Origin of the sequence: Modestobacter muralis, from assembly GCF_010682105.1 — a bacterium.
Lineage (GTDB): Bacteria > Actinomycetota > Actinomycetes > Mycobacteriales > Geodermatophilaceae > Modestobacter > Modestobacter muralis.
In genome coordinates, this window is sequence record NZ_JAAGWH010000059.1 from 1 (window position 1) to 19,220 (window position 19,220).

General features: G+C 75.3%; 17 protein-coding genes. 9 read left to right on the forward strand and 8 right to left on the reverse strand.

Annotated elements, in window-relative coordinates; genetic code table 11:
• From GCU67_RS19095 to GCU67_RS19110, 4 genes are all read right to left on the reverse strand, one after another.
• The coding region (locus GCU67_RS19095) for a hypothetical protein (RefSeq protein ID WP_211661728.1) at positions 1-657 on the reverse strand (657 nt) is incomplete at its 3' end.
• A 228-nt stretch (positions 658-885) separates the two neighbouring features.
• The gene (locus GCU67_RS19100) at positions 886-1,722 is read right to left on the reverse strand and encodes a MaoC/PaaZ C-terminal domain-containing protein (RefSeq protein WP_163612947.1); all 837 of its coding nucleotides are present in this window, start codon (positions 1,720-1,722) and stop codon (positions 886-888) included.
• Positions 1,719-3,059 carry a 3-oxoacyl-ACP reductase gene (locus GCU67_RS19105; protein ID WP_163612948.1) on the reverse strand — a complete coding sequence of 447 codons (1,341 nt, stop codon included), beginning with the start codon at positions 3,057-3,059 and terminating at the stop codon, positions 1,719-1,721. Before GCU67_RS19105 ends, GCU67_RS19100 begins: the two co-directional genes overlap by 4 nt.
• Before the next feature lie 112 nt (positions 3,060-3,171).
• Positions 3,172-4,455 carry an acetyl-CoA C-acetyltransferase gene (locus tag GCU67_RS19110; RefSeq protein WP_163612949.1) on the reverse strand — a complete coding sequence of 428 codons (1,284 nt, stop codon included), beginning with the start codon at positions 4,453-4,455 and terminating at the stop codon, positions 3,172-3,174.
• An 80-nt stretch (positions 4,456-4,535) separates the two neighbouring features.
• Between GCU67_RS19110 and GCU67_RS19115 the strand changes: the two genes are divergently transcribed.
• From GCU67_RS19115 to GCU67_RS19125, 3 genes are all read left to right on the forward strand, one after another.
• Positions 4,536-5,186 (forward strand): TetR family transcriptional regulator, encoded by a 651-nt coding sequence (locus tag GCU67_RS19115; protein ID WP_163612950.1) that lies wholly within the window; start codon positions 4,536-4,538, stop codon positions 5,184-5,186.
• Entirely contained in the window at positions 5,183-7,222 is a 2,040-nt protein-coding gene (locus tag GCU67_RS19120) for an acyl-CoA dehydrogenase family protein (protein WP_163612951.1), read from the forward strand. Before GCU67_RS19115 ends, GCU67_RS19120 begins: the two co-directional genes overlap by 4 nt.
• A 190-nt stretch (positions 7,223-7,412) precedes the next feature.
• Positions 7,413-8,123: a TRIC cation channel family protein gene (locus tag GCU67_RS19125; RefSeq protein WP_163612952.1), complete on the forward strand. Its 711-nt coding sequence runs from the start codon at positions 7,413-7,415 to the stop codon at positions 8,121-8,123.
• Positions 8,124-8,129: 6 nt separating this feature from the next.
• Here GCU67_RS19125 and GCU67_RS19130 read toward each other — a convergent pair whose 3' ends face one another.
• Positions 8,130-10,970: a SpoIIE family protein phosphatase gene (locus GCU67_RS19130; RefSeq protein ID WP_338105159.1), complete on the reverse strand. Its 2,841-nt coding sequence runs from the start codon at positions 10,968-10,970 to the stop codon at positions 8,130-8,132.
• A 163-nt stretch (positions 10,971-11,133) separates the two neighbouring features.
• Between GCU67_RS19130 and GCU67_RS19135 the strand changes: the two genes are divergently transcribed.
• Positions 11,134-12,222 carry an EAL domain-containing protein gene (locus tag GCU67_RS19135; protein WP_163612954.1) on the forward strand — a complete coding sequence of 363 codons (1,089 nt, stop codon included), beginning with the start codon at positions 11,134-11,136 and terminating at the stop codon, positions 12,220-12,222.
• 61 nt (positions 12,223-12,283) lie between these two features.
• Positions 12,284-12,457, forward strand: coding sequence for a DUF1059 domain-containing protein (locus GCU67_RS19140; protein ID WP_163612955.1), 174 nt, complete (start codon positions 12,284-12,286; stop codon positions 12,455-12,457).
• A gap of 99 nt (positions 12,458-12,556) precedes the next feature.
• On the opposite strand, the gene GCU67_RS19145 is transcribed toward GCU67_RS19140, so the two are convergent.
• Positions 12,557-13,480, reverse strand: a complete 924-nt coding sequence (locus tag GCU67_RS19145; protein WP_163612956.1) for an aldo/keto reductase — start codon at positions 13,478-13,480, stop codon at positions 12,557-12,559.
• 370 nt (positions 13,481-13,850) lie between these two features.
• On the opposite strand from GCU67_RS19145, the gene GCU67_RS19150 reads away from it, so the two are divergent.
• Both GCU67_RS19150 and GCU67_RS19155 read left to right on the forward strand, forming a co-directional pair.
• Complete coding sequence (locus GCU67_RS19150; protein WP_163612957.1) at positions 13,851-14,138, forward strand: HU family DNA-binding protein; 288 nt, start codon at positions 13,851-13,853, stop codon at positions 14,136-14,138.
• A 128-nt stretch (positions 14,139-14,266) separates the two neighbouring features.
• A complete protein-coding gene (locus GCU67_RS19155; protein WP_163612958.1) occupies positions 14,267-15,220 on the forward strand; it encodes an acetamidase/formamidase family protein in 954 nt (317 codons plus the stop codon).
• Positions 15,221-15,412: 192 nt separating this feature from the next.
• Here GCU67_RS19155 and GCU67_RS19160 read toward each other — a convergent pair whose 3' ends face one another.
• Positions 15,413-15,961: a DinB family protein gene (locus tag GCU67_RS19160; protein ID WP_163612959.1), complete on the reverse strand. Its 549-nt coding sequence runs from the start codon at positions 15,959-15,961 to the stop codon at positions 15,413-15,415.
• A 20-nt stretch (positions 15,962-15,981) separates the two neighbouring features.
• Between GCU67_RS19160 and folP the strand changes: the two genes are divergently transcribed.
• Positions 15,982-16,854 carry a dihydropteroate synthase gene (gene folP / locus GCU67_RS19165; RefSeq protein WP_246215385.1) on the forward strand — a complete coding sequence of 291 codons (873 nt, stop codon included), beginning with the start codon at positions 15,982-15,984 and terminating at the stop codon, positions 16,852-16,854.
• A 66-nt stretch (positions 16,855-16,920) separates the two neighbouring features.
• Positions 16,921-17,907 carry an NAD(P)H-quinone oxidoreductase gene (locus tag GCU67_RS19170; protein ID WP_163612960.1) on the forward strand — a complete coding sequence of 329 codons (987 nt, stop codon included), beginning with the start codon at positions 16,921-16,923 and terminating at the stop codon, positions 17,905-17,907.
• Positions 17,908-17,980: 73 nt separating this feature from the next.
• Here the strand turns inward: GCU67_RS19170 and GCU67_RS19175 are convergent, their stop codons facing one another.
• The gene (locus GCU67_RS19175) at positions 17,981-19,198 is read right to left on the reverse strand and encodes a cysteine desulfurase-like protein (RefSeq protein ID WP_163612961.1); all 1,218 of its coding nucleotides are present in this window, start codon (positions 19,196-19,198) and stop codon (positions 17,981-17,983) included.
• Positions 19,199-19,220: the final 22 nt, after the last annotated feature.

The window sequence follows — 19,220 nt, forward strand, 5'->3', positions numbered from 1 at the left end:
GCCGGTGTCCGTGCCCGTGCCGGTGTCCGTGCCCGTGCCGGTGTCCGTGCCCGTGCCGGTGTCCGTGCCGGTGTCCGTGCCGGTGCCGGTGCCGGTGCCGGTGCCGGTGCCCGTGCCGGTGCCGGTGCCGGTGCCCGTGCCGGTGTCCGTGCCGGTGCCCGTGCCGGTGTCCGTGCCGGTGTCCGTGCCGGTGTCCGTGCCGGTGTCCGTGCCCGTGCCCGTGCCCGTGCCGGTGTCCGTGCCCGTGCCCGTGCCGGTGTCCGTGCCGGTGTCCGTGCCCGTGCCGGTGTCCGTGCCGGTGTCCGTGCCCGTGCCCGTGCCGGTGTCCGTGCCCGTGCCGGTGTCCGTGCCCGTGCCGGTGCCGGTGCCGGTGCCGGTGTCCGTGCCGGTGTCCGTGCCGGTGCCCGTGCCGGTGCCGGTGTCCGTGCCGGTGCCGGTGTCCGTGCCGGTGCCGGTGTCCGTACCGGTGTCCGTGCCGGTGCCGGTGTCAGAGCCCGTGTCGCTGCCCGGGGTCTCGACCACTGGACCACAGTCGCTGACGCTGGGCGTGACCTCAGCGTTTGCCACGCCGGAGACGCCGAGGACGGCGGTCGAGAGGGCGATGGTGCTGGCGGCCAGCAGACCGCTCCAGCGCTTCGAAGGGTGGTTGATGCTCACAGTTGACTCCCCGTTCGGACCCGGCGAGCCGGGCGGCATTGCCCGGATTCCCAGGCGCGAAGTGACAACACCACCTCTCAGCCGAAGCACATATTTAGCAACACACGGTGTGACGTCCCGTTACCAAAGCGTTATGTTGGTCCTGAGCGGACTTCCTTTGTCATCTTCTGCCTACCGGGGTCCGAACCTAGACGTCGGGCTGCCCCCGAGCGGACGACTGCCCTCCGGTCAGTCCAGACGGATGGTGCCCACGAGGTGGTCGGGGCCGGCGTGACTCCCGTGGACGGCGAGGTCCCAGCCACCGCCGGCGCGGACGGTGGCCAGCTCGACTGTCGAGGGCAGCAGCAGCGGCTTGCGGAACGCGACGTCCACGGTGAACGCGTCGGGCAGCCGGCCGGACAGCGCCGCCAGCGCCCGGGCCTCCACCCACATGCCGTGCGCGATGGCCCGCGGGAAGCCGAACGCCCGCGCGCTGAGCGCCGACAGGTGGATCGGGTTCACGTCACCGGAGACCCGGGCGTAACGCCGGCCGGCGTCGGCGGACACCCGCCACCGTGCGCTCGCGCGGTCCAGCGCGCCCACAGGGACGTCGACGTCGGTTTCCGGGGCACCGTCGGGCGCCGTCGCGCCGCGGGCCAGGTACGTCGACCGGCCCCGCCACACCTCGGCGCCACCGGCCGACACCGCCGCGCACAGGTCGACGGTGGCGCCGCGCCGGTGGGTGGCGAACCGCTCGGCCCACACCTCGACGTCCAGCGGCTCGCCGGCCCCGATCGGTCGGACCACCGAGATCTGCTGCCGCACGTGCACCAGCCCGGGCAGCGCCAGCGGGAACGCCCGCTCGGTCATCAGCGCGGTCTGCAGCGGGAAGGCCAGCACGTGCGGGAAGGTCACCGGCAGCTCGCCGGTGAGCGGGAACCCGCAGACGGCCGAGTACGCGGCCAGCCGCGCGGGGTCGACGGCGACCCCGGCCCGGGCCAGCCGGGTGCCGGGCAGCGCGCCGCCCCGGCCGCGCGCGGTGAGCGCCGCCCGGAGGAAGAGCCGGGGCAGGGAGGGGGCCGTCACGCGCCGACCAGGGACTGGCCGCAGACCCGCACGACCTGCCCGTTGACCCCGGCGCTGGCCGGCTGGGCGAGCCAGGCGATGGTCTCGGCGACGTCGACCGGCAGCCCGCCCTGCTGCAGCGAGTTCAGCCGGGCACCGATCTCCCGGGTGCCCAGCGGCATCCCCGCCGTCATCTCGGTGACGATGAAGCCCGGCGCGACGGCGTTGACCGTGGCGCCCCGCTCGGCGAACGCCGGCGCCCAGGCGCGCACCATGCCGATGATCCCGGCCTTGGACGCCGCGTAGTTGGTCTGCCCGCGGTTGCCGGCGATGCCCGACTGCGAGCTGACGCTGACCACCCGGGCGCCGGCCTTCAGCGCGCCGGCGGTGTCCAGCAGCGCCTGGGTGAGGTCGAGCTGGGCCTGCAGGTTCACCGCCAGCACCGCGTTCCAGCGGTCGGCGTCCATGTTGACCAGCAGCTTGTCCCGGGTGATGCCGGCGTTGTGCACCACGACGTCCGCGCCGCCGTGCCGGGCGACGAGCTGGCGGGCCAGCCGCGGTCCGGCGTCGGGGGCGGTGATGTCCATGGCGACCGCCGTCCCGCCGACCTCGTTGGCCACCGCGGCCAGGGACTCCCCCGCCGCCGGGACGTCGACCAGCACGACGTGTGCGCCGTCGCGGGACAGCACCCGGGCGATGGCCGCGCCGATGCCGCGGGCGGCCCCGGTGACCACCGCCGTCCGCCCGGCGAGCGGCCGGTCCTCGTCCTGCCCGGCCGGGACGGTCGCGGGCGTCAGCGTGAGCACCTGGCCGTCGACGTAGGCCGCGCGGCCGGAGAGGAAGAACCGCACCGGGCCGGCCAGCCCGTCCTCGGCGCCGGCGGGCACGAGCACCAGGTTCGCCGTGGCACCGGCCCGCAGCTCCTTGGCCAGCGAGCGGACCAGGCCCTCCAGCGCCTGCCGGGCCGCGGCCTGCGCCGGGGAGTCGGCGTCGGCGGGCGGGTCGGCGAGCACCAGCACCCGGCCGCTCGGGGCCAGCCGCTTGACCGCCGGGGCGAGCAGCGCGTGTGCGGCGGCCAGGTCGGCCGGGCCGGTGAGCCCGGTGGCGTCGAGCAGGACGGCGGCCAGCCGCTCGCCGTCCGCCTCGGGGCTGCTCACGGTGACCCCGGCGTCGATGAGCAGCGCGGTCAGCTGCTGGCGCAGCCGCCCCTGCCCGGCCGACCCGACCACGGCCGGGCCCGGCAGCAGCGGCTGGCCCGGCTCGTAGCGGCGCAGCTCCACCGGCCGGGGCAGGCCCAACTGCTTGGTGATCGTCGCGCCGAAACCGGAGTTGGCGAAGTCGCGGTACCAGTCGCTCATGTCGTCGTCCTCGTGTCGGTGGGTGCGGGCTGGGATCAGGTCACCTGATCGTGCGTGCTCCTGGCTCACGGCAGGAGCTGAGCCAGGAGCACGCACGGTGAGCCAGGACGGGTCAGGACTCCAGGACAGCGACGACGCCCTGGCCGCCGGCGGCGCAGATGCTGATCAGCCCGCGCTTGCCGGGCCCGGCTTCGGCCAGCAGCTTGGCCAGCGTGGCGACGATCCGCCCGCCGGTCGCAGCGAACGGGTGCCCGGCGGCCAGCGAGGACCCGGCGACGTTGAGCTTCGACCGGTCGATGGCGCCGAGCGCACCGTCCAGGCCCAGCGTGTCCTTGCAGTAGGCGTCGTCCTCCCACGCCTTGAGCGTGGCGAGCACGGTGGAGGCGAAGGCCTCGTGCACCTCGTAGAAGTCGAAGTCCTGCAGGGTGAGGCCGTTGCGGGCGAGCAGCACCGGCACGGCGTGCACCGGCGCCATCAGCAGGCCCTCGCCACCGTGCACGTGGTCGACCGCCGCGGTCTGCGCGTCGACCAGGTGGGCCAGCACCGGCAGCCCGCGCTCGGCGGCCCACTCGTCGCTGGCCAGCAGGACCGCCGACGCCCCGTCGGTGAGCGGCGTGGAGTTGCCCGCCGTCATCGTGGCGTCCGCGCCCGTGCCGAAGACCGGCTTGAGCTTGGCCAGCTTCTCCATCGAGGTGTCCGGCCGCAGGTTGTTGTCGCGGGCCAGCCCCAGGTACGGGGTGACGAGGTCGTCGAAGAAGCCGCGCTCGTAGGCGGCGGCCAGGGCCTGGTGCGAGCGGAGGGCGAGCTCGTCCTGCTCGGTGCGGCCGATCTCCCACTGCGCGGCGGTGATCGCGGCGTGCTCGCCCATCGACAGCCCGGTGCGCGGCTCGGACGTGCTCGGCACCGACGGCGACAGGTGGCCCGGCCGCAGACCGGAGAGCGCCTTGATCCGCTGCTGCACGGTCTTGGCGCGGTTGAGCTCCATCAGCACCCGGCGCAGGTCCTCGTTCACCGCGACCGGGGCGTCGGAGGCGGTGTCGACGCCCCCGGCGATGCCCGACTCGACCTGACCCAGGGCGATCTTGTTGGCGACCAGCACGGCCGCCTCGAGTCCGGTGCCACAGGCCTGCTGGACGTCGTAGGCGGGGGTCGCCGCCGACAGCCGGGAGCCGAGCACGGCCTCGCGGGTGAGGTTGAAGTCGCGGGAGTGCTTGAGCACGGCACCGGCGGCGACCTCCCCGACCTGCTGGTCCTGCAGCCCGAAGCGGGCGACCAGGCCGTCGATCGCCGCGGTGAGCATGTCCTGGTTGCTCGCGCGGGCGTAGACGGAGTTGGCGCGGGCGAACGGGGTGCGGTTGCCCCCGACGATCGCGGCCTTGCGGGTCGGCGCTGCCATCGAGGACCTCCGTTGGTCGTGTCCGGAGTGACCCGGACGGGTGCTTTGCGGTACTGAGAGTACCAGGTACCGTTCGTGCCGTGAACGCTCCGACGACGCCGCCGCGCGACCGGCGCAGCACGCGCTGGGACGAGCACCGCCGCATCCGGCGCGAGCAGCTGGTGCAGGCCACGCTCACCGCCGTCGGCAAGCACGGCGCGGGCGTCGGCATGGACGAGATCGCCGCCGAGGCCGGCACCAGCAAGACCGTCGTCTACCGGCACTTCGCCGACCGCAACGAGCTCTACGTCGCCGTGTGCACCCGGGTCGCCGAGCAGCTGACCCGCAAGCTGCGCGAGGCCGTCGGCAGCAGCGACCACCCGCGCGAGATGGTCGCGGCCGCGGTCGACACCTACCTGCACTTCCTCGAGGCCGACCCCGAGGTCTACCGCTTCGTGGTCTCCCACCAGCTCCCCACCGACGGCGACGACCCGCTGACCAGCCTCTCCGACCTCGTCGGCGACCAGCTGGGCGAGATGGTCGCCGCCGCCCTGCGCCGGGCCGGGCAGGACACCGCTGCCGCCGTCCCGTGGGGGCACAGCGTCATCGGAGGTGTCCGGGCCGCCGCCGACTGGTGGCTGCGCGCCGACCGCCCGATGCCCCGCACCCAGCTCGCCGCCTCGCTGACCGACCTGGCCTGGGCCGGGCTCGGCGGCGTCGTCACCCCGCACACCCCCCTGGAGGACAGATGACCGGCAGCCCCGCACTCCAGCCCGTCGACCCCCGCGCCGTCCAGCAGGTGCTCGACGGCCGCTGGGCGCACGTGCGCCAGGACGCCCGCGAGATGCTCGGCACTCCCGAGTACGCCGTGGTCCACGGGGAGTCGATGACCGAGGCGCGGGCCCGGATCAGCGCCCTGACCGCGAAGCTGGCCGCCACCGGCCAGGTCGGCCTGGCCTTCCCGGCGGCCTACGGCGGCTCGGACGACGCCGGCGGCTCGGTCGCCGCGATCGAGATGCTCGCGCTCGCCGACCTCTCGCTGATGGTCAAGGCCGGCGTGCAGTGGGGCCTGTTCGGCGGCGCGGTGCAGGCACTGGGCAACCAGCGCCAGCACGACGCTTACCTGCCGGCGATCCTGTCCTTCGACCTGCCCGGCTGCTTCGCGATGACCGAGACCGGCCACGGCTCCGACGTCCAGCAGCTGCGCACCACCTGTACCTACGACCCGGCGACGCAGACGTTCGACCTGCACACCCCGCACGCCGCGGCCCGCAAGGACTACATCGGCAACGCCGCGCAGGACGGCCGGATGGCCGTGGTGTTCGCCCAGCTGGTGACGCAGGGGCAGGGCCGGGGCGTGCACGCCTTCCTGGTGCCGATCCGGGACGCCGACGGCTCCCCCATGCCGGGCGTGACCATCGGCGACGACGGCTCCAAGGCCGGGCTCCTCGGGGTCGACAACGGCCGGCTGTCCTTCGACCACGTCCCGGTGCCGCGGGACATGCTGCTGGACCGCTACGGCCAGGTCGCCGCCGACGGCACCTACAGCTCCTCGATCGAGAACGAGTCCCGGCGCTTCTTCACCATGCTCGGCACGCTGGTGCGCGGCCGGGTCAGCGTCGGCGGCTCGGCGTCCTCGGCAGCGAAGGTCGCCCTGGAGATCGCCGTCCGCTACGGCGACGTGCGCCGCCAGTTCGCCGCCCCGGGCGAGGACCGCGAGGTGGTGGTCAACGACTACCTGGTGCACCAGCGCAAGCTGCTGCCGGCGCTGGCCCGCACGTACGCGCTGGCCTTCGCCCAGGAGGAGCTGACCAGCACGATGCACGACGTGCTCATCGCCGAGGAACCGGATGACGCCGCGCAGCGGGAGCTGGAGTCCCGCGCCGCCGGGCTCAAGGCCGTGCAGACCTGGCACGCCACGGCCACCGTCCAGCTGTGCCGCGAGGCGTGCGGCGGCGCGGGCTACCTGGCGGAGAACCGGCTGCCGGGTCTGCGCGCCGACGTCGACGTCTTCACCACGTTCGAGGGCGACAACACGGTGCTCATGCAGCTGGTCGCCAAGGGCCTGCTCACCGGCTACCGGGACGCCTTCGGCTCCCTCGACGGCTGGGGGCGCGCCCAGTTCGTCGCCGACCAGGTGCGGGAGACGGTGCTGGAGCGCACCGCCGCCCGCGGGCTGATCCAGCGGCTGGTCGACGCCGTCCCCCGCCGGGACGAGGACACCTCGATGCTCGACCGCGGCTGGCAGCTGCGCGCCTTCGAGGACCGCGAGCAGCACCTGCTGGACGGCGCGGTGAAGCGGCTGCGGAAGAACGCCGCGACCAAGCGCGACCGGCCGTTCGACGTCTTCAACGACGTCCAGGACCACGTGCTGGCCACCGCGCAGGCGCACGTCGACCGGGTCGTGCTCGAGGCGTTCGTCGCCGGCATCGAGCGGACTCCCGACCCGGCCGCGAAGGCCCTGCTCGGGCGGGTGTGCGACCTGTACGCGCTGACCACGATCGAGGCGGAGAAGGGCTGGTTCCTGCAGCACGGCCGGCTCACCCCGGCCCGCGCCAAGACGCTCACCAGCGTGGTCAACGACCTGCTCCGGGAACTGCGCCCGCACATGCGCACCCTGGTCGACGCCTTCGGCACCCCTGAGCCCTGGCTCAACGCCGCACTGCTGACCGAGGAGCCCGCCCGGCAGGCGGAGATGGCCGCGCACGACGCCGCCCTCCGCCGGGCCGGCACCGAGCCCCAGCAGGCCGCCACCGCCACCGACCTGGCGGTCGCCCCGGCCCAGTGACGCCGCGGGCCGGGCGCCGGCGAGTTCTGCGATCTCGAGCCCTCCCGCCCCCGGTGGCCCTGAGATCGCAGATCTCACGGCCACCGGGACCCTGCCGCGCGGTGCAGCGGTCAGCCGCCCGCCGGCGACTCCCGGTCCCGGTCGGGACGGACGACGGGGCGTGCACGGGCACCCGGGATGATGTGCGGCTGTGGAACTGGTGGCAGCAGCGGCCGAGGGGCTGCACGTGCCGGCTGCGGTCGACCTGGTCGCGATCGTCATCGGGGCGCTGACCGGCGGGCTGCTCGCCGCGCGCGAGGGGTTCGCCGTCTCCGGCGTCCTGCTGCTGGCGGTCAGCACCGGGCTGGGCGGTGGGCTGATCCGCGACGTCCTGCTGGCGTCGGGGCCGCCGGTCGCGCTGACCGACCCCGCCTACCTGCCCACCGTGGCGATCACCGCGGCGGTGACCTTCTGGTTCTCCGGGGTGCTGTCCCGGTTCAACCGGCTGCTGGTCGGGCTGGACGCCGTCACCCTCGGGTTCTTCACCGTGATCGGCGCGCAGAAGGCCCAGCTGGCCGGGCTGCCCAGCGCCTCGGTGGTCTTCATCGGCACGCTCACCGCCGTCGGCGGGGCGGTGATCCGCGACGTGCTGCTGGCCCAGCGCGCCGACATCGTCCAGCCCGGCCCGTACAACGCGGTCGCCGCGCTGCTGGGCGCCACTTCCCTCACGGTGCTGGCCGGACCGCTCGGGCTCCCGCCGCTGCCGGTGGCCGCCGTGGTGATCGTGCTGGTCGCCGGCCTGCGGGTGCTGTCGGTGGAGCGGGGCTGGGAGGCGCCGGTGGCCGTCGACCTGGCCGAGCGGGCCCGCGCGCGGCGGCAGCAGCGGGCGACCCGGGCACGGCGTCGCCGCCGCCGGAGCTGACCCGACTCAGTCCAGGTCGGTGCCCGCGCCCGGGACGACCGGCGGCGCGGCCGGGATGCCCGGGGGGACCACCTGCGGGCCGGCCTCGGGCGGGCGCGGCTCGTCCTGCGGGTGCACCCGCACGGCCAGCAGCGCCACGTCGTCCTCGGTGTCGGGCAGGTACATCCGCTGCAGCAGCTGGTCGCACAGCTCCCGCAGCGGGAGCTCGGTGAGCCCGCCGAGGACCCGGCACAGCTCGGCGATGCCGGCGTCGAGGTCGCGGTCGCGCCGCTCGACCAGGCCGTCGGTGTAGAGCAGCAGCGTGCCGCCGCGGCCGATGGTGGCCACCCGGTCGTGGCGCGGGCTGGTGGGGTCGACCCCCAGCAGCAGGTCCGGGTCCTCGCAGTCGAGCAGCGTCACCGAGCCGTCGGCGCCGATCAGCACCGGCGGCGGGTGGCCGGCGGTCGACCAGCGCACCCGGGTCTCGTCCTTCGCGAGCTCGGGGGCGTCCTGCTCCAGCCGCGCGACCAGCGCGGTCGCCAGGGTGTCCAGGTCCAGCCCCAGGCCGGCCCGGTCCAGACCGGTCAGCACCTCGGCCGGGGTGCCGCCGGTGTGGTGGCCGATGCCGCGCAGCAGTCCACGCAGCTGGCCCATCGCGGCCGCCGCCCCGCTGTCGTGGCCGACGACGTCCCCGATGACCAGCATCGTCGCCCCGTCGGGCTGGACGAACGCGTCGTACCAGTCGCCGCCCACCTCGGCCCCGGCCGCGGCCGGGTAGTACCGGACGGCGATCTCGCAGTGGTCGGGCGCCGGTGGGGCGGTGAGCATGCTGCGCTGCAGCACCTCCGCGAGCTGGCGCTGCTGACCGAACAGCTGGGCCTGCTGCACCGCCACCCCGGCGCGCCGCCCCACCTCCAGTGCGGTGTCCAGCTCGGCGTCGGTGTGCGGGCCGCGCTCGGCGTCCCGGTAGATCCCCAGCGCCCCCAGCGTCCGCCCGCGGGCGGCCAGCGGGACGACGATGCCCGAGCCCGGCGCCAGCCGCGCCAGCATCTCCCGGGCCGCCGGGTCCGGCAGCGCCCGCTGCACGTACTCCGCGTCCAGCGCGCCGACGACGACCGGGTGCCCGGTGCGGGTGACGACCCGCGCGGCCGCGGCGTCGGTGATGCCGGCGACCATGGCGCGCACGTAGGCGGCCAGCTCGGGGTTGCGGGCGGTGTCGCGGTGCGCCGAGGCCAGCTGGCGCATGCGGCCGTGCTCGTCGGGCACCACGACCCAGCACCAGTCGCCGAGCGCCGGCACGACCAGCCCGGCGAGCCGGCCCAGCTGCTCGGTGATCTCGAGCGTGTCGGACAGGACCCGGCCGGCCTCGGCCAGCAGCTCCAGCCGGGCGTTGGCCACGCGCAGCGCCTCGACCGCGGCGTCGCGCTCAGCATCGGCCTGCAGCCGGGACACGCTCAGCCCGATCTGCGCGGTGAGCGCCTCCAGCAGCTCGACGTCCTCGTCGGCGAAGGTCCGGTCCTCACCCCACACGGCGACGAAGCTGCCCAGCACCCGGCCCTCGACCCGCAGCGGCAGGGCGGCCAGGGCGCGCACGCCGATCAGGTCGCCGACCTCGGCCATCTGCGGGAACCGGGCCACCGCCTGCGCCCGGTCGGCCAGCAGCACCCGCTCGCCGTGCCGGGCCACCCACTGGGTGGGCAGCTCGTCGTCCAGCTCGATCTCCACGCCACCGGTCGGCAGGTCGACGTCGGCACCGGTCGCGACCGCGTCGACCAGACGGCTGGTCAGGTGCAGCCGCAACGGGCCACCGCCGGTGTCGAAGGCGGCCAGCGCACTGCCGTCGGCGCCGAGCACGGTTGCGCACCCGCGCAGCGCCATCTCGGCCAGCTGCTCCATGCGCTGCGCGTTGGCCAGCGCGGCGGCCACCTCGGCGATCGCCGCCGCGCGCTGGACCGCCGACAGCCGCCGAGCCGCAGCCTCCCGCGCGTCGGTGACGTCGACGGTCGTGCCGATCAGCCGCACCGGCTCGCCCCGCGGGTCACGCACGACCCGGCCGCGGGAGACCGTCCAGCGCTCGCTGCCGTCGGGGCGCAGCACCCGCATCTCCACGGTGAACTCACCGCTGCCGGCCAGCGCCGCGCGCATGGCCTCCTCGACCGGGGCGTGGTCGTCGGGGTGGACGCTGGTCAGCAGGACCGCGTCGCCGTCCTCGATCGTCCGGGCGCCGTCCAGCCCGAAGATCGCGGCGTTGCGCTCGTCCCAGTGCACGGCGCCGGTGCGCAGGTCGCGGTCCCAGGTGCCCACGGACGCGGCCTCGAGGGCGATGTCGAGCCGGGTGAGGGAGGCACCGACCGCCGAGCGGGCCGCGGAGAGCTCCAGCTCGGCGACCACCGAGGCGGCCAGCTGCTCGAGCAGCTCGGTGGCGTCGGCGGACCAGTCGCGCGGCGTCGGGTCGTAGACGGCCAGCACGCCGACCACGTGACCGGAGGCGGCGACGAGCGGTGCCCCGAGGTATGCCTGCACCCGCCCGGAGACCACCCCGGGCAGCCGGACCACCCGCGCGTCGGCGCCGGCCGCCGGCACGTGCAGCGGCGTGCCCGTCCGGACGACGAGTGCGGAGAACCCCCCGGTCAGCAGCGCCGGCCCGCCGATCGCGCCGGCCGGCAGCCCGTGCCCGCCGATGACGACGTCGGAGTCGGTGAAGAGGGTGACCTTGGCGTGCGGTGCACCGACCAGCCGGGCGGCCAGCGCGGACAGCCGGTCGAACGCGGCCGGGCCGGCGGCCTCCTCCAACAGCCGGCGGGCCGCAGCCACCCGGTGCGGGTCGGTCAGCGGGTCCGGCGCCGCCGACGTGCTCGGTGCGGACACGACCAGTCGACCTCCCTCGTCCCCCCGGCGGGAGCTCGTGCCCATCCCGGACCGCCGTCCCCCGTGCAGAACGCCCCCATGCTGGCAGATCGGCGCCCCGATCCCCGAACTCCGGGCCGGACCGGCGCTCAAGCACCGCACGGCGGCGTCCGATCAGGAGGAGGTGACGTCGACCCTCTCCTCCCGTTGGGACTGTCGCCCGCTGCTGGCCGGCGAGGACGACCTGTCCGTGGTGTTCCAGCCGATCGTCGACCTGGCCGGTGCCACGGTCGCCGGCTACGAGGCGCTGGCCCGGTTCCCCGGCACCGCCACCCCCGACGTCTGGTTCGCCGCCGCCCACGAGGCCGGGCTGGGTGCGGAGCTGGAGGCGCTCGCGCTGCGCAAGGCGCTGGCCGCCCTGCCCGACCTCCCGGCCGACACCTTCCTGACCGTCAACGTCAGCCCGCACCTGCTCGGCACCGCCCCCGTGGCCGCCGCCCTGGCCGCGCCCCCCACGCTGCGCCGGGTCGTGGTCGAGCTGACCGAGCACATGCCCACCCCCGACCTCGCCGCGCTGCGTGAGCAGACCGCCCTGCTGCGCGGCCGCGGCGCGCTGATCGCCATCGACGACGCCGGCTCGGGCTACGCCGGCCTGCAGCAGCTCGCCGAGGTGCGCCCGCAGCTGGTGAAGCTGGACCGCGCGCTGGTCTCCGGCGCCGACACCGACCCGGTCAAGGCCGCACTCGCCGAGATGGTCGGCACGTTCACCAGCCGGATCGACGCCTGGCTGCTCGCCGAGGGCATCGAGACCGTCGGGGAGCTGGCCGTCTTCGCCCGGCTCGGCGTCCCGCTGGCGCAGGGCTGGCTGCTCGGCCGGCCCACCCCGCACTTCGCCCCGCTCGCGCCCGAGGTCGTGCAGCTCGTCCGCGCGCAGGTCGCCCGCGTCCAGCTCACCGAGAGCGTCGCCAGCCTGCTGCGCCCGGTCCGCCAGCTCGACGTCGGCGACGAGGCCGGGTCACCGGCGCCCTACGTGCTGCTGGACCGCACGGGTGTGCCGGTGGAGCTGGTGCTCGCCGACCCCCGCACCAACGCCGCCTACCGGGCACCGGTCTCCCTGCGCGTCCCACCGTCGGCGCCGGTCGCCGAGACCCTGCAGCGGGCGCTGACCCGCTCACCCGTGCACCGCTTCGACCCGGTGCTGTGCACCGACCGCGCCGGCACGGTCGTCGGCCTGCTGCGCGTCGAGGACCTGGCCGCGGCCGCCGCCGCCTGACCTCACCCCTGCTCCCGACCCCCACCCGGCGGCCGGGCCCTCCCGATCACCCGGAGTCTCGATGAAGAGCTTTGCCTGTGGGGACGTCGTCCCCGGTTGCACCCAGACGTTCACCGGCCCGGACGACGGCGCCGTGCTGTCCCAGGTGGCCGCGCACGCCTCCGCCGACCACGGGCTGACCACGGTCCCGCCGGAGCTGGTCGAGCAGGTCCGCGCCGCCATCGTCTACGCCTGACGAAGGACCCTGCTGCCCCCCACGACACGCTGCGCGCGCCGCGGGTCCCTGCAGCAGGGCCGATGAGCCGGGTGGGCCGCCCTCGGCGACCCACCCGGCTCACGCGCTGGCGTCGGTGAGGCGCTGGCGCTCGTCGTCGGTGAGCACCAGGTCCTGCATGGGCAGCAGGTCGGCGAGCTGCTCGACCGAACGGCCGCTGGCGATGGGTGCGGTGACGGCGGGCTGGTCGGCCAGCCAGCGCAGCGCGACCGCCGCGCCGGGCACCGCGTGCGCCTCGGCGACCTCGGCGAGGGCGGCAAGCACCCGGTCGCCCTTCTCCCCCACGTACTGCGCCGCGCCCTTGGCCCGCGGCGAGTCGATCGTCTCCCCGGCGGAGTACTTGCCGGTCAGGAAGCCCCGGGCCAGCCCGAAGTAGGGCATCGAACCCAGACCGCGCCCGGCCACGACGCCGGCCAGCGCGTCCTCGTAGACCGGGCGCTCCATCAGGTTGTAGTGCGGCTGCAGCGCGACGTAGCCGGTGACGCCCAGCCGGTCGGCGGTGTCCAGGGCCTCGGTCAGCCGCTCGGCCGAGTAGTTCGAGGCCGCCACGTGGCGCACCTTGCCCGCCTGCACCAGCTCGTCGAAGGCCGTGAGGGTCTCCTCCAGCGGCGTGGTCGGGTCGTCGTAGTGCGCGTAGTACAGGTCGATCGTGTCGATCTTCAGATTGCGCAACGACCGCTCGCAGGCCTCCCGGATCTCCCCCGCCGACAGCGGGTGCTCCTTCTCCCCGGGGCTGGCCTTGGTGGCCACGACCATCCGGTCACGGACGCCGCGCTCGGCCATCCAGTTGCCCAGGATCGTCTCCGACACCCCGTTGCCGTACATCTCGGCGGTGTCCACGAACGGCGACTGCGTGCTGGGGACGGCGTCGAGGAAGCGGTCAAGCAGGGCGAAGGACGTCGCCTCGTCGGCGGTCCACCCGAAGACGTTGCCGCCCAGGCAGAGGTCGCTGACGGTCAGGTCGGTGCGGGGCAGCTGAGGCATGCCCCCACGCTAGAAGGGCCCTCCGACAGCCACCACTCGCAGGTCGGGGGAGGCCGCCGCCGGTCGGCCCGGTAGCCGCGGAAACGTGACGGTTGTGACGAATGAGCGGGAAATCCCCGGGAATCCGGGCTTCCGGCTGGCCATGACCGACGTGTCGTGGCAACGTGCCCGCCGTTCCTGGTCGACGCCGGGGACGGCCAGGTCCGCCCCACAGGACCCCCGCCGCGCACCCGGTGCAGGGCGGCAGGGCACCGTGGAGGACCCGGACGTCCGCGCGGACCCCGGGACGCGACCGGTCGGACCGGGCGCGACACGAGCTGCGACCGCTCCACCGGGGCCGGCCGCGAGAACCCACTTCGAGAGGAACCCGATGAACAAGGCCGAACTCGTCTCTGCCATCGCCAAGCGCGCCGACGTCCCCGCGGCCACGGTCGACTCCGTGATCCTGGGCCTGCAGGAGGAGCTCGTCGAGGCCATCACCCGCGGCGACAAGGTCTCCCTGCCGGGTCTGCTGACCGTCGAGCGCTCGCAGCGCTCGGCCCGCACCGGCCGCAACCCGCAGACCGGTGAGTCGATCGAGATCGCCGCGGCCCACACCGCCAAGGTCAGCGCCGGCTCCAACCTCAAGAAGGCCGCCGCCGCCGTCCCGGTGAAGTGACCCTCCAGCACTGACCGCGCCCCCGTCCGCCGCCGACCACCCGGTCGGTGTGCGGGCGGGGGCGTCGTGCGTCCCGGAGTGGATCGGCCGCCGTCACCGGCCCTGAGCCACTCCACCAAGATGGGCACATGGAGCCCCGCCACGTCCTGCTGCCCGGCGAGCGCACGCTGCACGGCCACTGGGACCCCTCGCTCCCGCCCGCGCTGACCGTCGAGCCCGGGACGACGGTGCGCATCGGCACCCTGGACTCCGGCTGGTCCACCGGCCCCTACACCGGCCCGGACACCACCGCGGGCCTCGCCGTCCGGCCCCGGCACCCCCTGCACGACCCGGCCGCCGGGCACGCGCTCACCGGCCCGGTCGCGGTCGCCGGCGCGGAGGTGGGCCAGGTGCTCGCCGTCCGCATCGACGACGTCGTCCCCGGGGCGTTCGGCACGACGTACGTGGGGCTGCGGTCCACGGCGCTCAACGAGCGGCTCGGGGTGACCGCGGACCCCAAGGTGCACCGCTGGACCCTCGACGCCACCGCCGGCACCGGCCGCAACCACGCCGGCCACTCGGTCGCGCTGCGGCCGTTCCTGGGCGTGATGGGCGTGCCGCCGGCCGAGCCGGGGCAGCACTCGACCATCCCGCCGTACTGGCACGGCGGGAACATCGACTGCCGCGAGCTGGTCGCCGGCTCCACCCTGTACCTGCCGGTGACGGTGCCCGGTGGGCTGCTGTCGGTCGGCGACGGGCACGCCGCGCAGGGCGACGGCGAGGTGGCCGGGACGGCGATCGAGTGCCCGATGGACGCCGTCGACCTCACGCTCGATGTGCTGCCCGACCTGTTCGGCGCCCCGGTCCGCACGCCCGTGGCCAGGACGCCGGCCGGCTGGGTGACCATGGGCGTGGCCGACGACCTGGACGAGGCGATGGCCGTCGCGCTGGACGCGATGCTCGACGTGATGGCCGCGGTGCACGGCATCGGCCGCTCCGACGCCCTGGCGCTGGCCAGCGTGGTCGTCGACCTGCGCGTCACCCAGGTCGTCAACCAGGTGGTCGGCGTCCACGCCGTCCTCCCCTGGGGCGCCGTCCGCTGAGCTCGGCCGGGATCAGGTGACCTGATCGTCGGTGCTCTTGGCTCACGACAGGGGGTGAGCCAGGAGCAACGACGGTGAGCCCAGCTGATCCCGGAGCGGCCCGCGGCCCCGTCGCAGGGGCCCACCACGAGGGGGAGGACCCCGACCCCGTCCCTCACCAGCTCGGGACCAGGCCGGGGGTGACGGGGTCCCTCACTCGCCGGTGACGCCGTCGATGCGCTCGCGGAGCAGGTCGGCGTGGCCGTTGTGCCGGGCGTACTCCTCGATCATGTGCAGGAAGACCCAGCGCACCGACACCTGCTCCGGGCTGCGGCTGGTGCGGCCGCGGCCGAGGTCGTCCAGCGACCCGAACCCGTCGGCGACCTCGCGGCTGCGTGCGCAGGCGTCGGCGAAGCGGGCGAGCTCGGGCCCGACCGCGGCAGCGGGGTCGTCGCCGTCCCGGCCGACGCCGTCGAACTCACCGTCCGGGTCGTCGGTGGAGCTGTACAGGTCGGGGACGTCCCGGCCGTCGAGCACGTGCTGGAACCACCCCTCCTCGACCTCGGTCATGTGCCGCACCAGCCCGCGCAGGCTCAGCCCGGACGGCGGCACCGACCGCTCCCCCAGCTGCTCCGGCGTCAGCCCGGCGCACTTGGTGAGCAGCGTGGCCCGGTGGAACTCCAGCCATGCCTCGACCGCGGCACGCTCGCCGTCGCGGTAGGGCGGGTCGACGCGGTCGGGCGCTGTGAGGAACTCGGCCATGGCCGCAGATGATGGCGTGGTTGGGTGACGTCGTGCTGCGCATCGGCTCCCTCGACGTCCCCGACGGCGGGCTGGTCGTGATGGCCATCGTCAACCGCACCCCCGACTCCTTCTACGACCGCGGCGCCACCTTCGGCCTGGACGCCGCGCTGGCCCGCGTCGACCAGGTGGTGGCCGAGGGCGCGGACATGGTCGACGTCGGTGGGGTCAAGGCCGCACCCGGCGCCGACGTCGACCCGGCCGAGGAGATGCGCCGCACCGTCGACCTGGTCGCGCGGATCCGGGCCGCCCACCCCGCGCTGCCGATCTCCATCGACACCTACCGCGCGGAGGTGGCCCGCGAGGCGCTGGCCGCCGGCGCCGACGTGGTCAACGACGCCTGGGGAGGGGTCGACCCGCAGCTGGCCGTGGTCGCCGCCGCGGCCGGCGCCGGGATCGTCTGCACGCACGCCGGCGGCCTGCCGCCGCGCACCCGGCCGCACCGGGTCACCTACGACGACGTGGTCGCCGACGTCGTCCGCCGGACGACGGCCCTGGCGGAGGCCGCGGTCGCCGCGGGCGTCGACCCCGAGCGGGTGCTCATCGACCCCGGCCACGACTTCGGCAAGAACACCCGCCACTCGCTGGAGGCCACCCGCCGGCTGGACGAGCTGGTGGCGACCGGCTGGCCGGTGCTGGTGGCGCTGTCGAACAAGGACTTCGTCGGCGAGACCCTCGACGTCCCGGTCGAGGACCGGCTCACCGGCACGCTGGCGGCGACGTCGGTAAGCGCCTGGCTGGGCGCCCGGGTGTTCCGGGCGCACGACGTCGCGGCGACCCGGCAGACGCTGGACATGGTGGCCTCCATCCGCGGCGACCGGCCGCCGGTGCGCACCACCCGCGGCCTCGCCTGAGAGAGGACCCCGCTGCCCCGCACGCTCGCCGCGGGGCCCTGCAGCGGGGCCACCTAGGGTCGGGGCATGCGCGCTGTCACGATCTCCGAGCCCGGCGGCCCCGAGGTGCTCGGCTGGGGCGAGGTGCCCGACCCCGTCTGCGGGCCCGGCGAGGTGGTCATCGACGTCACCGCCGCGGCGGTCAACCGGGCCGACCTCATGCAGCGGCAGGGGAGGTACCCGCCGCCCGCGGGGGCGTCCGAGGTGCTGGGCCTGGAGTGCAGCGGCGTGATCAGCGAGGTCGGCGCCGAGATCACCGGCTGGGCGGTCGGCGACGAGGTGTGCGCGCTGCTGTCCGGCGGCGGGTACGCCGAGCGGGTCGCCGTCCCGGCCGGTCAGCTGCTCCCCCGCCCGGCCGGCGTCGAGCTGGCCACGGCCGCCGCGCTGCCCGAGGTGGTCTGCACCGTCTGGTCGAACGTGTTCATGCGGGCCGGGCTGCGCGCCGGTGAGGTGTTCCTCGTCCACGGCGGGTCCAGCGGCATCGGCACGATGGCGGTCCAGCTCGCCGTCCGCGCCGGCGCCCGGGTCGCGGTCACCGCCGGAAGCCCGGAGAAGCTGGCCTTCTGCCGCGAGCTGGGCGCGGAGATCACCGTCGCCTACCGGGACGAGGACTTCGTCGAGGCGGTCCGAACGGCGACCGGCGGGCACGGCGCCGACGTCGTCCTGGACAACATGGGCGCGGCCTACCTGGCCCGCAACGTCGACGTCCTGGCCGACGGCGGACGGCTGGTGGTGATCGGCATGCAGGGCGGCGCGCGGGCCGAGCTGGACCTGGGGAAGCTGCTCGCCAAGCGGGGCAGCGTGACCGCCACCGCGCTGCGGTCCCGCCCGGCGACCGGGCCGGGGAGCAAGGCCGAGATCGTCGCCGCGGTCCGGCGCGAGGTCTGGCCCGACGTGGAGCGCGGCGTCGTCCGGCCGGTCGTGGACCGCCGGCTGCCGATGTCCCGCGCCGGCGAGGCGCACGCCCTGCTGGAGGCCAGCACCCACATCGGCAAGGTCCTGCTGCTGCCCTGACCAGGCATTGGTACCAATACGTGCGTCTCGCCGCCCAGGACGCACGTATTGGTACCAATGCCTGGGGGCGGCGTCAGCGCAGGGAGGAGACGGTGTCGAGCAGGTGCTCGACCTCCTCGACGGTGTTGTAGTGCATCAGCCCCAGCCGCACGGCACCGCCGGACTCGTTGACCCCGATGGCGTCGAAGAGCTCGCGGCAGTAGAAGTCGCCGTCCCAGGCGCAGACGCCGCGGCGAGCCAGCTCCCGGGCCACCGCGCGCGGGCGCAGCCGGGACACGGTGAACGACAGCGTCGGGGTCGTGTACCGGGGCTCGCCGAGCACCTGCACGTGCCCCATCGACCGCAGCCCGCGGTCCAACCGGGAGAACAGCGCGCTCTCGTACAGGCTCACCGCGGTCATCGAGGTGGCCAGCCGCTCGCGCCGGGTGCCCCCGGTCTCCGGGCACAGGCCGGCCAGGTGGTCGACGGAGGCGGCGACGCCGGCGTAGAGCTCGTAGGGCGGGGCGCCCAGCTCGAACCGGTCGGGCACCCGGTCGGGCGCGGGCACGAGCTTGTCCGGGTGCAGCTCCTCGAGCAGGCCGGGGTGGGCGACCACGGCGCCCACGTGCGGGCCGCCCCACTTGTAGGCCGACAGCGCCAGGAAGTCCGCGCCCAGGACGTCGGCGTCCAGCAGTGCGTGCGGGGCGGCGTGCGCCCCGTCGAGGAAGACCAGCGCCCCGACCCGGTGGGCGCGCAGCGCGATCGCCGCGACGTCCGGGCAGGTGCCGATGGCGTTGCTGGCCGCGGTGACGGCGACCAGCCGGGTGCGGCTGGTGAGCAGCTCGTCGTACTGCCAGTCCGGCAGCTCGCCGGTCTCGATGTCGACCTCGGCCCACCGGACGACCAGGCCGAACTCGGCGGCGATCTGCAGCCACGGGCGGACGTTGGCGTCGTGGTCGAGCCGGCTCACCACGATCTCGTCGCCGCGCCGCCAGTGCTTGGCCAGCGCCCGGGCCACCGCGTAGGTCAGCGTGGTCATGTTCGGCCCCAGGACGACGCCGGCCGGCACCCCGCCGACGAGGTCCGCGATCGCCGCGCGGGCACCGGAGACGAGCTGCTCGGCGCGCGCGGAGGGGGCGAACACCCCGCCCCGGTCGGCGATCGGCACCCGCATCGCCTGGGAGACCGCGCGCACGACGCTCTCGGGCACCAGCGAGCCACCGGGCCCGTCGGCGTGCACCAGGCCGTCGGAGAGGCCCGGGAACAGCCCCCGGACCCGGGCCACGTCCAGCTGGCCCTCCCCCGACGCCATGCCGGGAGCGTAGTTCGGCCGG

Coding starts and splice junctions, on each gene's coding strand:
- GCU67_RS19105 (WP_163612948.1), bottom strand. CDS start 3,059: ATGAGCGACTGGTACCGCGACTTCGCCAACTCCGGTTTCGGCGCGACG.
- GCU67_RS19110 (WP_163612949.1), bottom strand. CDS start 4,455: ATGGCAGCGCCGACCCGCAAGGCCGCGATCGTCGGGGGCAACCGCACC.
- GCU67_RS19120 (WP_163612951.1), top strand. CDS start 5,183: ATGACCGGCAGCCCCGCACTCCAGCCCGTCGACCCCCGCGCCGTCCAG.
- GCU67_RS19140 (WP_163612955.1), top strand. CDS start 12,284: ATGAAGAGCTTTGCCTGTGGGGACGTCGTCCCCGGTTGCACCCAGACG.
- GCU67_RS19145 (WP_163612956.1), bottom strand. CDS start 13,480: ATGCCTCAGCTGCCCCGCACCGACCTGACCGTCAGCGACCTCTGCCTG.
- GCU67_RS19150 (WP_163612957.1), top strand. CDS start 13,851: ATGAACAAGGCCGAACTCGTCTCTGCCATCGCCAAGCGCGCCGACGTC.
- GCU67_RS19155 (WP_163612958.1), top strand. CDS start 14,267: ATGGAGCCCCGCCACGTCCTGCTGCCCGGCGAGCGCACGCTGCACGGC.
- GCU67_RS19160 (WP_163612959.1), bottom strand. CDS start 15,961: ATGGCCGAGTTCCTCACAGCGCCCGACCGCGTCGACCCGCCCTACCGC.
- GCU67_RS19170 (WP_163612960.1), top strand. CDS start 16,921: ATGCGCGCTGTCACGATCTCCGAGCCCGGCGGCCCCGAGGTGCTCGGC.
- GCU67_RS19175 (WP_163612961.1), bottom strand. CDS start 19,198: ATGGCGTCGGGGGAGGGCCAGCTGGACGTGGCCCGGGTCCGGGGGCTG.